Origin of the sequence: Diaphorobacter sp. J5-51 (genome assembly GCF_001023515.1) — a bacterium.
In the GTDB taxonomy this organism is placed as follows: Bacteria; Pseudomonadota; Gammaproteobacteria; order Burkholderiales; family Burkholderiaceae_C; genus Diaphorobacter; species Diaphorobacter nitroreducens.
In genome coordinates this window covers 1-11,208 of record NZ_JSYI01000037.1, presented here as the reverse complement: position 1 = coordinate 11,208, position 11,208 = coordinate 1, and the positions used below count along the sequence as shown (strand labels likewise).

Annotated in this window: 10 protein-coding genes and 2 pseudogenes; 4 read left to right on the top strand and 8 right to left on the bottom strand. The window is 65.1% G+C overall.

Translation table 11 applies throughout. The features are described from left to right. Nucleotides 1-210: 210 nt before the first annotated feature. The 8 genes from OX89_RS05895 to OX89_RS05860 form a co-directional block, all read right to left on the bottom strand. A complete protein-coding gene (locus tag OX89_RS05895; RefSeq protein WP_047349929.1) occupies nucleotides 211-1,155 on the bottom strand; it encodes a catechol 2,3-dioxygenase in 945 nt (314 codons plus the stop codon). Between the two features lie 21 nt (nucleotides 1,156-1,176). Beyond that, the gene (locus OX89_RS05890; RefSeq protein WP_047349928.1) at nucleotides 1,177-1,548 is read right to left on the bottom strand and encodes a 2Fe-2S iron-sulfur cluster binding domain-containing protein; all 372 of its coding nucleotides are present in this window, start codon (nucleotides 1,546-1,548) and stop codon (nucleotides 1,177-1,179) included. Nucleotides 1,549-1,559: 11 nt separating this feature from the next. Next, nucleotides 1,560-2,411, bottom strand: a complete 852-nt coding sequence (locus OX89_RS05885; protein ID WP_047349927.1) for a LysR family transcriptional regulator — start codon at nucleotides 2,409-2,411, stop codon at nucleotides 1,560-1,562. An 83-nt stretch (nucleotides 2,412-2,494) separates the two neighbouring features. Continuing rightward, entirely contained in the window at nucleotides 2,495-3,508 is a 1,014-nt protein-coding gene (locus tag OX89_RS05880) for a ferredoxin--NADP reductase (protein ID WP_047349926.1), read from the bottom strand. An 11-nt stretch (nucleotides 3,509-3,519) separates the two neighbouring features. Further along, a complete protein-coding gene (locus tag OX89_RS05875; RefSeq protein WP_084002020.1) occupies nucleotides 3,520-4,164 on the bottom strand; it encodes an aromatic-ring-hydroxylating dioxygenase subunit beta in 645 nt (214 codons plus the stop codon). Continuing rightward, entirely contained in the window at nucleotides 4,161-5,507 is a 1,347-nt protein-coding gene (locus tag OX89_RS05870) for a Rieske 2Fe-2S domain-containing protein (RefSeq protein ID WP_047349925.1), read from the bottom strand. Before OX89_RS05870 ends, OX89_RS05875 begins: the two co-directional genes overlap by 4 nt. Before the next feature lie 36 nt (nucleotides 5,508-5,543). Continuing rightward, a complete protein-coding gene (locus OX89_RS17810) occupies nucleotides 5,544-6,305 on the bottom strand; it encodes a type 1 glutamine amidotransferase (protein ID WP_199856219.1) in 762 nt (253 codons plus the stop codon). A gap of 118 nt (nucleotides 6,306-6,423) precedes the next feature. Further along, on the bottom strand, nucleotides 6,424-7,902 hold the full coding sequence (locus OX89_RS05860; protein ID WP_047349924.1) for a glutamine synthetase family protein: 1,479 nt from the start codon (nucleotides 7,900-7,902) through the stop codon (nucleotides 6,424-6,426). Nucleotides 7,903-8,484: 582 nt separating this feature from the next. On the opposite strand from OX89_RS05860, the gene OX89_RS05855 reads away from it, so the two are divergent. The 4 genes and pseudogenes from OX89_RS05855 to OX89_RS18505 all read left to right on the top strand — a co-directional run bounded on the left by OX89_RS05855 (nucleotide 8,485) and on the right by OX89_RS18505 (nucleotide 11,121). Beyond that, nucleotides 8,485-9,273: an SDR family oxidoreductase gene (locus OX89_RS05855; protein WP_047349923.1), complete on the top strand. Its 789-nt coding sequence runs from the start codon at nucleotides 8,485-8,487 to the stop codon at nucleotides 9,271-9,273. A gap of 62 nt (nucleotides 9,274-9,335) precedes the next feature. Then, a pseudogene (locus OX89_RS18090) lies at nucleotides 9,336-10,124 on the top strand (styrene monooxygenase/indole monooxygenase family protein); the annotation flags it as partial. A 1-nt stretch (nucleotide 10,125) separates the two neighbouring features. Beyond that, nucleotides 10,126-10,539, top strand: a pseudogene (locus OX89_RS19020) (FAD-binding oxidoreductase); the annotation flags it as partial. A gap of 75 nt (nucleotides 10,540-10,614) precedes the next feature. Continuing rightward, nucleotides 10,615-11,121 carry a flavin reductase family protein gene (locus tag OX89_RS18505; protein WP_047349931.1) on the top strand — a complete coding sequence of 169 codons (507 nt, stop codon included), beginning with the start codon at nucleotides 10,615-10,617 and terminating at the stop codon, nucleotides 11,119-11,121. Nucleotides 11,122-11,208 lie beyond the last annotated feature (87 nt).

Below are 11,208 nucleotides of genomic sequence, written 5' to 3'. Positions count from 1 at the left end.
CGCGGAAATCGTCGATGTCGTAGTTGAGGAGATAGCCCAGGTAGTAAAAGCCGGGCGGCGGCACGCTGGCAGCCTGCAGCCCTTCCACGCCCGGTACGTAATGCCCCTCGGCCTGCGCGCTGCTGACCGCCAGACCGCCTGCCAGGGCAAGCGCGGCAATGACCCTGTGTTTTTTCATGCTGTGTTCCTTGTGCATGGATGCGCGCCCGATCAGGTATAGACGTCCGTGAAGGACGGCACCAGATCACCCGTGTGATAGAAGATCCCTCTGCCCATCTTGTCCTCGCTCCAGGTGGTCACTGGGCGGTCGGGCTGCGCCAGGTAGCCCAGGCCCGCAAAGGTCTCGTTGCGGTTGCCGCTGGGGTCGAAGAAATAAATGGTCTCGCCGCGCGTGATGCCGTGGCGCGTAGGGGCCACGTCGATCTTGACCTTCTTCTTGGCCATGACGTCGGCGGACTTGAGCACGTCGTGCCACGAGTCCAGGAAGAAGGCGATGTGGTGCAGGCCGCTGCGCGGCCCACCGACGAAGGCGATGTCGTGCGGCGTGGTGGTGCGGGCCATCCAGGTCGCCGCCTGCATGTTGCCTTCGGGTCCGACCAGCACCTGCTCGGTCAGGAAGAAGTCCAGCGCCTCGGTCATGAAGCGGGTGTTGTCGGCCACGGTGTTGATGCCGGCCTCGGGATTCATCTCGCACATCAGCAGGCAGTGGTCCAGCCAGTGAGCGCCCGCGCCCTTGAGGCCGTCGGGCCAGGGGTCGGGATTGATGTTGCCCACGTCGGTGCCGACAAACTCCTTGCTGGCATACAGGCGCATTTCGTGCCCGCTGGGCAGTTTGAACTGCAGCATGCGGCCGGTCGAGGGCAAGGTGCCTTCGTCGAGCATGGTGGTCTTCACACCCCAGGCCTCGATCTTCTGCTGCAGCGCTTCAAGGTCGGCTTCCTTCTCGACCTTGTAGGCCAGGTGGTTCATGCCGGCCTGGTCCGACGGGGTCAGGATGACCGAGTACTTGTCCCATTCGTCCCAGCACTTGAGGTAGACGTTGCCCGCCTTGTCCTTCATGGTGGTCTTCATGCCCAGCACGTTCTCGTAGTGCCGGACGGCGGCGTCCATGTCCATCACTTTCAGGCTCGCGTGCCCGATGCGCATCACACCCATGTTGTGTCTCCTGGTGGTTGGTTACTGCTGCTGAATCGAAGGGCTGGCAGTCGCAGACTCTGCGCGCCCCTTGGAAAACGGTTTGCTCAACTTGCCGGCCACTTCGAGGTTCACCGGCGTCTGGGGCGCCACGCGGCATGCCAGCGTGTAGCCCTGGTTCTCTTCGTCGAGCGTCACGTGTGCACGGCTGATCGGCCCCAGGGCCTTGATCTGTCCCTCGACGATGCGGACCTTGCAGACCCCGCAGCCGCCGTTGACGCAACCCACCGGGATGCCCTTGCGGCCCAGGCGCAACATGCCGCGCAGCAAGCTTTCTCCGGGGGAGCATGCGTAGGTCTCCCCCGTCTGCACCACGCAAACGCTGCTCGGCCCAAGAACTGCGGTCGCTTGCATTGGCGATGCACTCATTGCGGCCACCGCGCCATTTCCGCCTGCAGCATGTCGGCCAGATCGCGCTGCCATGCCGCATGCATGTCGAAGCGGCTGACCAGCCAAAGTTGCGTGTCGACAAAGACATTCGACGGGTGCGCAACCAGCTGCGGATACTCTGCCGCGAGAAACTTCGGCAGCAGCGCCAATCCCTGTCCAAGTGCGCACAGCTGCGCCAGCGGCGCGAAGCTGTCGGACTGAAGTCGCACCTGCCCGGACAGCCCGAAGCGCGACCAGTCCAGGGAGGCATAGATGAAGTGGTGGTCCTGGTGGAAGAACTGCAGGTTCATCGCCAGCAGTTGGTGCTTCTCATGCGCCAGCTCAGTAGTGCGCTTCAGATAAGCATCGCTGGCATAGGCGCCGACGGCAACATCGCCGAGCTTGCGCACGCGCAGGGCGTTGCTGTTGCGCTCCGGTCTGGCCAAGCGCACGGCGATGTCCACTTGGTCCTGTTCCAGATTGACGAAATGCGCCTCGGTGGTGATGGTGAACACCAGCTTCGGGTACTTCTCGCTGAGCGCGGCAAACACCGGGGCGAAACGCTGCGCAAAGACGTCCATCACGCTGATTCGGATGACACCGGCGCCTGCGTGGTGGTCCTGGCAGAAGCTGCGGGCAGCCTCCTCCATGCGCTGCGCGGCGGAAATCAGCGCATTCAGGTCGGCAGAGGCTCTCCAGCCGCCCTCTGCGCGCACGAACAGAGCGCGGCCGAAGTGTTGCTCGAGCAGCCGGATACGGCGGCGCAGCGTCGAGTCGTCGATGCCTTCCAGCTCCGCAGCCACTTCGTAGCTGCCATGCCGTTCCAGCGCCAGGAATGCTCGGATCAAATCCCATTGGGGAGTGGTCGGACCATCTCGGGTTATGAATGGTGCTCCTTGGGTGGCTCGTGGCTGCCTGCAAGCATCCAGCGTCATGAAAATCGCACCTGCAGCGCAGGGCTGGCGGCACGGGTGCGGCAAGCGAGCAACCAGCCCGCGGCCACGTCGTCCTCGTCGAGCACCGAACTGTCCAAGCGCTGCACCTCGCCGGCCTGCAGGCGGCACATGCACGAGGCGCATTCGCCGACGCGGCAGGCGTGCGGCGCAGGCAGTCCGGCGCGCAGCATGGCGGACAGCAGAAGTTCGCCGGCACGCACCGGCACGGCGTGGGTCTGGCCTTTCATCAGGACCGTGAGCAGCGCCTCGGGGCCATCACCTGCGGCTTCCTCGCTCGCACCTTCCACGGCGGCGCCGAAGTCCTCCCGGTGCACACGCTGGGCATCGAACCCGGCGACCTGGAGACTGGCGCCCACGGCGTGCATGAAGGGTTCCGGACCGCACATGTAGGCGTCGGCCTGGTCCAGCCCCTGCGCCTGCGCCACCAGAACGGCCTGCGCAGGAAGGCCCTGCTCGGCGTCATACCAGTGGACGATCTCCAGGCGCCCCGCAGCGGCATCCTGCAACGCCTGCAACTCGGCCAACAGCATGGCCGTGGCCCGGTCGCGGTTGGCGTAGAAGAGCCGCACGCGCGCCGCACCGCGCGCCAGCGCCTCGCGAGCCAGCGCGAACACCGGTGCGATGCCGCTGCCGCCGGCGTACAGCAGCACCGGCTGCCCGGGCCGCGCCAGGGTGAAGTGCCCGGCGGGGGGAAGAACCTGCAACTGCAGGCCCGGCCGGGCGTTGTCGCACAGCCAGTTCGAGACGCGGCCGCCGGCAACGCGGCGCACCAGCACGCTGATCGGCTGCCCTGTCACGGGCTCGCTGGTGATCGAGTAGCAGCGCCAGTGCTCGTCGCCCTGCACTTCGACCGCCAGCGTCAGGTACTGGCCCGGCTGGAACGTGAACTTCGGCTGCTGCTCATCGTCCACGCGCAGGCTGAGCAGGATGGCGTCGCTCCCCTGGGCCGTGACGTCGGTGATGGTGAGGGATTGCGCCCGCTTCGCCATTGACGCCGCCTTCAGAGGAAGAACGAGTTGTTGCCCTGGGGGCGGTCGCTGTCGATCAGATTGACCTGCTTGAGCACGATGCTCAGGCCAGCTTCCGTCTCGCGCAGAACGAAACCATTCCAGCCCGCCAGCACGCGACCGTGGCCCTCGCGCGACTCGACCAGCGTGAAGCTGTAGCGCGCACGCCATTCGTCCGAGCGCCCTGGGCTCGCCCACACCTCGAGTCCGCTGAACTGGCGAGCGGTACGAGAGGTCGGGAACTGCGAGAAGGCCAGCCCCGTTCCCAGCCGCGTCACCCGGTCCAGGAGGCGGCGCCTGTCGTGGAATTCCAGCGTGACGCTGCATCTCGGGTCCGGAGCGGGCGAGACAGCAGGAATCCAGTAGGCGCATTCTTCGGCGAACAGTGCCAGCCACTGGACGTAAGCGTCCTGCGTGAGCGCCCCCTGGTCCAGCAGCCTCGCCTCCACGGTCAGCATTCGGACGATGTCGCGCTCACGCGCCGCATCGACGGTGCCGGGCTCGCGCACCACCGCCCGGGCCAGGTCGGCGGAGACGTCCACCAGCCAGTCGTAGAACGATGCGACCACATACAGCGATGGCGGTTGATGGCGGTACCCTTGCCGCCCAGCGGCGGGTTGCTGCGTCGCTGTGCTCATGCCAGCCTCCCCTTGTCCATGCGCAGCGTTGGCTCTGCCTGCATCAGGCGCTTCCACTGCGCGTAGTAGTTGCGCATGTGCAGGTCGGTGGTCACCGGTCCGCGGATGATTCCGTCCTCGACCGGCACGTCTTTGCCGGACTCGTGGTGCCGGCTCATGTCGACCCACTCGTCCTCGGGGCTGTTGCACAGCCCGCGCTGGCACTCCTCGAAGTTGGCGGCGTCGTCCATCTCGCCCATCACCGGGAAATCCTCCTGGGTGCGCAAGCGCATGGTGTTCACCTCCGGATCGGCGTCCTTGCGCTGCGTCGCGTACCAGTGCACGCCCGTGGAGGCGACGGCCAGCGGCTGGATCACCTGCACCTGGTTGCCGATCAAGGCCAGGTTGGGAAAGATGTTGAGGTTCATCCCCGCGCCGACGGTGGTGTCGAGCACCTGCTGCGCCTGGTCCCCGTAGATGCTCGCCACGTGATCCTCGTAGGGCTCGCGTCCGGGCTGCGGGCGCTGCAGGCGCCAGGCCGATTCGCCGTGCATCTCCGGGCGCTGGTCGATCACGGTGTGGCCGTTGTCCAGCGCGCTGTTGGTCATCTTGGAGCGATCGGCATCGGCGAAGTAGGCCATGTCGCCGCCGCCGTAGCGCTCGTTGGTCATCACCAGCAGCGACTGGTGCGAGAACGGTACGTGGTAGCCGTCGCCGGCGTTGTCCCACACCAGCTTCCAGTTGCAGGCCAGGCGAAAGCGCTGCGCACCCGCCAGGCGCAAGTTCTCCGGTCCGCCGTTGTGGTCGATCCAGGCGTCAAGATAGGGCGCCGCATTGCCCAGGTGCTCCGCGAGCGACGGTGCGTCCGGGTTCAGGGTAGCAAACACGAACCCCTTGTACGAATCCACCTGCGCCGGCCGCGCCAGGTGCATGTCGCGGGACTTGAAGGTCGGACCGTAGGCGTTCTTGCCCGGGATGCCGAACAACTGGCCTCGGTTGTCGAAACGCCAGCCGTGGTAGGGGCAGGTGAAGCCGGCGGCGTTACCCCGATGTTCACGGCAGACGCTCGCGCCGCGGTGCGAGCAGCGGTTGGAAAAGACGCGGATGACGCCCTCTTCATCACGCGCGACGATGACCTCGCGCACACCGATCCAGGCTTGCTTGAAATCGTTGGGCTCGGGGATTTCGCTCTCGTGGGCCAGATAGACCCAAGTGGCCGCGAAGATGTTGTTCATCTCGCGGGAGAAGATGGCTTCGTCGGTATAGAGGCGACGATGCACCCGATCTTCCTGGACCAGATCATCCCAGTCGCCCTGGGCGGCGGGCGTCCGTGGAAGGACGGATATCTTGGCGGTGTTTGTCATGGGGGTTTCCTTGTTCCTCTTCGATTGCCTATGGCCTTAGGCCGGCAAGGCCGAAATGTCCTGCGGTGTCGCGGGAAGGCGCCCCGCGTCGAGCAGGCGCCGCCCCAACGCGATCACGCGCTCGGGATACAGGGCCTGCTGCGATTCCTGCTGCACGCGGACCCATTCGTCGTCGTCGAACAACGCACGGTGGTAGGCCATGAACTTCTGCTGCAGGAACTGCCGATCCACTTCCGGGTGCCCCTGGATACCCAGGAACTGCCCATTCACCAGGAAAACTTCGTGCGGGATCGTCTGCGAGGACGCCAGCTGAACGCCGCCCGGCGGCAGGGTGGTCACGCATTCGCCGTGGCTTTGCACCAGCACGGTGGGGCCTGCGCCGACCTGAGGGCCAAACAGCACCTGGGCCTCGTTGCTCCATTCCAGCCGGTCCGCACCCAGCTTGAAGCGACCGGACGGATTTCTCCCGACCTGCCCGCCCAATGCGGCCGCGATGGCCTGGGCGCCGAAGCAAAGCCCGACCACCGGCCCCTCGCCACGCTGCGCCGCACCTCGCAGGAACGCCAGCAGGTTGCTCACCAGGGGCGTCCGCGCGTCATCGATCACCGACTTGGGACTGCCGCTGATGACATGCCCTGAATAATCGAATGCCTTCTCGAGAAAATCATTTTCAACAGGCTGGATAATCTCCCATTCTTCATTTTCCCGGCCAAAGGCCGAGATCATTTTTTCCTGCAACTCCAAGTCACCCGATGCATCCGAGCACCATATAACTGCGTACTTCTTCATGGCAGTCATCAGAAAATCTCCCATTCTTCATTTTCCCGGCCAAAGGCCGAGATCATTTTTTCCTGCAACTCCAAGTCGCCCGATGCATCCGAGCACCATATAACTGCGTACTTCTTCATGACAGTCATCAGAAAAGCTCGAAATATTCACGATGCTCCCAGTTGGTAACCGGATCACCCGAGAAATCAACCTGCCCTTCGGCGTCAACAAACCTTTTCCATTCGCTGCGCCGCAAATGCATCCAATAACGGATGAATTCCTCGCCGAATGCCTCACGGAAGAATTTCGAGGTTTCCAGAACCTCCAGCGCCTCGGACAGGTTATGAGGCAGGATGGTGACGTCCGCCGCATAGGGTGTTTCCTGCAGCGGCCCCGGATCGAGTTGGCGGCGGATGCCGTCGATCCCGGAAAACACCTGGGAAGCCAGGTAGAGATAGGGGTTGGCCGCCGGCTCGCCGATCCGGTTCTCCACCCGGCTGGCCGGGTCGCCGGGTGCGGAGATGACACGCGCCATCGCGGCGCGGTTGTCCTTGGCCCAGGTCACGCGATCTGGCGCCAGCGAATACGGGCGGCGACGGCGGTAGCCGTTGATCGTCGGCGTGGTGAAGCTCGACGCTGCGCAGGCATGCTCGAGCAGCCCGCCGACGTAGGAGCGCCCCAGCGCCGAGAGCGCCTCGCCCGGCTGCGGAATGAAGGCGTTGGCGCCCGAGTCCCGCGCCGTGAGTGACTGGTGGAGGTGCCAGCCGGAGGCTAAAAAGCCTTGGATGGCGGGCTTGCACATGAAGCTCGCGAGATAGCCTCGCCGACGGCAGACCTGCTTGACCGCGTTGCGGAACAGCACCATCGTGTCCGCGACGTCCAGGCCGGGCATCACGTCGAAGGTGGTCTCCATCTGGCTCGGCGCCCACTCGTCCTCGATGCTGCGCAGGGGCATCCCCAGGGCCAACAGGTGCTGGCGCACCTCGGCCATGATGGGCTCGACCTCGTCCAGGTGGTTCTCCAGCAGGTACGAATACCCTTTGGCCACCGGCATCACCTTGGGAGGCGCCGCAGGCGTTCCGGGGCCGCCAAGGGTTTCGGGCTCCAGGCAGGGATCGACGATGCGCGTCAGATACCACTCGACCTCGAGGCCGGCCTGGTAGTCGTAGCCCAGGTCCTGCATCTCGGCCAGCGCCTTTTTCAGGATGGCGCGCGGACTCAACGCGAACGGGCGCCCACTGGTCATGTAAAGGTCGGCCAGCATCCAGCCGGTGCGGTCCGCCCAGGGCAGGATGCGAAACGTGGTGGGGTCCGGAACCATCACGACATTGGGGCTGCCGGCCAGTTCGGCGCTGCCGAGGCCGCCGTCTGCGGAGAAAGGGTTGAAAACGATGGCGCTGGCGGTATCGAAGAAGAACGGCGCCATCGTGATCTCCGAGCCGCTGGCGAATGCCGACTTGAGCGCGGCGACCGACAGCATTTTTCCGCGCAGCAGTCCGTACTGATCCGGCCAAGACAACCGAACCATCTGCAGCCCCGCTTTCTCAATTTTATTCAGGACGTCTGCTGCTGCGGCTTTCTGGGTATCCGACCAGATGCCGTGCTTTTCAATGAATTTCCCGCTCATCGCGTCTCCTAGGTTATTTGCGGCTAATTATATTAGTCGGCGATACTTGATGATCTAGGGGAAAACCCTTCAAATTCACCGTCTTTTTTTATTGTCATAGATCAAAAATGATGCGTAAACACCACCGCCGCGATTTCGTTTCGCAATATTGAGAATGGTGCGCCGCAGCAAGGAGCCGGCGTTCGCCGGTGCTGCGAAGATCCCCCCAGGGACGTCTCGATCTGCAGGCCCAGCGGGCCGCTAGGAGAGGTTGCCGGCCGCAGGAGCGCGCGCCGCACTTGCTCGTGCGCCGCTGCTGCCGGGACGACCCACGCTCCGCCACAGGGCCACCGGCAATACACACGCATCGAGCGCAAGAAGAAGCACTTTGCGGATAGGCACTGCAGGAAGCGGATAGCTACCCCAGCCGAGCTACGCGAGCATCAACACAGGGTGAATTGCGGCCCTTTATGCGCCCGGTCTGACGGCTGGCAGCGCGCGCATGGAACGGCTGGCGCGTGGCCTCTCCGAGGGGTTGCCGCGTCCACGTGATCGTGACCGGCCTGCTGTCCGATCGACATCAACTTGCATGAGGGGTTTGCCATGAAAGGCCTGGAAGGCAAAGTCGCCATCGTTACGGGAGGAGCCACCATCATTGGCGCGGCGGTCGTCGATGTGCTCAGCGCGTATGGCGTCAAGGTTTGCGTCTTCGACATCGACGCGGAAGGCGGCGCTCGCGCGGTCGCGAAGGCAGGGGATTCGGCTCGCTTCTGGCCGGTCGATCTGACCGACGACGGGCAGCTCGAACGCTGCGTGGCCGAAGTCGCACAGCATTTCGGCCGCGTCGACCACCTAGTCAATCTCGCATGCACTTACCTCGACGACGGCGCGGTTTCAGGCCGCTCAGATTGGCTCACAGCACTGAACGTCAACGTGGTCAGCGCGGCGATGGCAGCGCGTGCCGTCCGGCCGCACCTGGCCCAGGCCGGCGGCGGCGCCATCGTCAACTTCACCAGCATCTCCTCCAAGATTGCCCAGACAGGGCGCTGGCTCTATCCCGTCTCCAAGGCCGCGGTGCTGCAACTGACGCGCAACATGGCGATGGACTTCGCGGCCGACCGCATCCGGGTCAACTCCGTTTCCCCGGGCTGGACCTGGTCGCGCGTGATGAACGAGCTGACGGGCGGCGACCGCGCCAAAACCGATCGGGTTGCGGCGGCGTACCACCTGCTCGGTCGCGTGGGCGACCCCGTGGAAGTGGCCCAGGTGGTCGCCTTCCTCCTTTCTGACAACGCGAGCTTCGTCACCGGTGCCGACTACGCCGTCGATGGCGGCTACTCCGCCATGGGGCCAGAGCAGGCCGTTCCGGCGATCCCCCGCCTCGCCGAGTAGTTCACGCACTTGCTTAGCTGCGCGCCGGACTGCCCTCCCGCATCAATTCTGAGATCATTTCCATGCGTCACATCGCAATCGTCGGCGGAGGACAGGCCGGCCTTCCCCTGGCGCTTGGCCTTCTGGCCAAGGGCTACCGCGTCACCGTCGTCACCAACCGGTCCCCGGAGGAAATCCGCGAGGGCAAAGTGCTTTCCAGCCAGTGCATGTTCGACACCGCTCTGCAGGTCGAACGGGATCTGGGCCTCAATCAATGGGAAGAGCAGTGCCCGCCTGTGCAGGGCATCGGCCTGGCAATCGCAGATCCGAAGGGCAGCAGCAAGCTGGTGGACTGGAGCGCACGGCTGGACCTGCCCGCGCAGGCTGTGGACCAGCGCATCAAGATCCCGGCATGGATGGAGCTGTTCGAGGCACGGGGCGGCCGGTTGCTGATCCAGGACAGCGGCGTCGCGGAGCTGGAACTGCTGGCCGCCACGCACGATCTGGTCGTGCTGGCCGCAGGCAAAGGCGAGGTGGTCAAGCTGTTCGAGCGCGACGCAGAGCGCTCGCCTTTCGACCGGCCTCAGCGGGCTCTGGCACTGACCTACGTGTCGGGGATGCGAGGAACGCCCGACCACTCGCGCGTGTCGTTCAACGTGATCCCGGGGGTCGGCGAGTACTTCGTCTTCCCGGGGCTGACGACGACCGGGCCGTGCGACATCATGGTGTTCGAAGGCCTGCCCGGCGGCCCGATGGACTGCTGGCGCAACATCGCCTCGCCGAAGGAGCACCTCGCCCAGAGCCTGAACATCCTCAAGAACTTTCTGCCCTGGGAGGCTGATCGCTGCCGGCAGGTTGACCTGACGGACGCCNCTCGCCGGCGGCTTTGCGCCCACGGTGCGCAAGCCGGTCATGACGCTGCCTTCCGGCCGGCTCGTGCTCGGCCTCGGCGACGCGGTGGTCACCAACGACCCGATCACGGGCCAGGGGTCGAACAACGCCGCGAAAGCCTGCAAGGTCTATCTCGACGCCATCATCGAGCGGGGCGCCCTGCCGTTCTCGGGGGAATGGATGCACGAGACTTTCGAGCGCTTCTGGACCTATGGCCGCCTGGTGGTGAACTGGACCAACTCGATGCTGGCCGAGCCGCCTGCGCACCGGCTGAAGCTGATGCAGGCGGCCAGCCGCGCGCCCGCGCTGGCCAGCGCCATCGCCAACGGCTTCGACCACCCGCCCAGCCTCTTCCCCTGGTGGTCCGACGCCCAGGCCTGCGAAGCGTTCATCGCCGCACGATCGCCGGATCGCGCCCCCGAGCACCCTTCCGCGGAAAAAGCCCGACCCTGCGACGACGCACCGCCGCCGCTGGAATGGGGCAGCACCGACCTGCAACCCAAGACCCTGCGAGGCGTGCTCGGCACCTATCCGACCGGCGTGGCCATCGTCACCACCCGCACGCCCGACGGGCGTTCGGTGGGCCTGACGATCAACTCCTTTGCCTCGCTGTCTCTGGACCCGCCGCTGGTGCTCTGGAGCCTGGTGAACCGCTCGCCCAACCTGGCGGTGTTCCGGGATTGCTCCCACTTCACCGTCAACGTCCTGTCGTGCGAGCAGGAGGATCTCGCCAGGCGCTTCGCCAACCCCACCATCGCCGACAAGTTCGAGGGCGCGCCGATCCAGGAAACCCCGGAGGGCATTCCCGCGATCGCCGGCGCCGTGGCCACGCTGGTGTGCACCAACGACCAGCAAAGCGACGCGGGCGACCACCTGCTACTGTTCGGCCGCGTCCAGCGCATCGCGAACACGGGCGGTGCGCCGCTCGTTTTCCATGCCGGCCGCTTCACGGCGCTGAATAACCTGTCCACGTCCTGACCCAAGAACTGTTCCCCACATGACCACGACCCTCTCCCAGTTGGGGTCTCCTCGTTTTCAGTGCAATAAGTGACGGTACGCAAAGCT

Coding starts and splice junctions, on each gene's coding strand:
- OX89_RS05890 (WP_047349928.1), bottom strand. CDS start 1,548: ATGCAAGCGACCGCAGTTCTTGGGCCGAGCAGCGTTTGCGTGGTGCAG.
- OX89_RS05895 (WP_047349929.1), bottom strand. CDS start 1,155: ATGGGTGTGATGCGCATCGGGCACGCGAGCCTGAAAGTGATGGACATG.
- OX89_RS05880 (WP_047349926.1), bottom strand. CDS start 3,508: ATGGCGAAGCGGGCGCAATCCCTCACCATCACCGACGTCACGGCCCAG.
- OX89_RS05860 (WP_047349924.1), bottom strand. CDS start 7,902: ATGAGCGGGAAATTCATTGAAAAGCACGGCATCTGGTCGGATACCCAG.
- OX89_RS17810 (WP_199856219.1), bottom strand. CDS start 6,305: ATGACTGCCATGAAGAAGTACGCAGTTATATGGTGCTCGGATGCATCG.
- OX89_RS05875 (WP_084002020.1), bottom strand. CDS start 4,164: ATGAGCACAGCGACGCAGCAACCCGCCGCTGGGCGGCAAGGGTACCGC.
- OX89_RS05855 (WP_047349923.1), top strand. CDS start 8,485: ATGAAAGGCCTGGAAGGCAAAGTCGCCATCGTTACGGGAGGAGCCACC.
- OX89_RS05870 (WP_047349925.1), bottom strand. CDS start 5,507: ATGACAAACACCGCCAAGATATCCGTCCTTCCACGGACGCCCGCCGCC.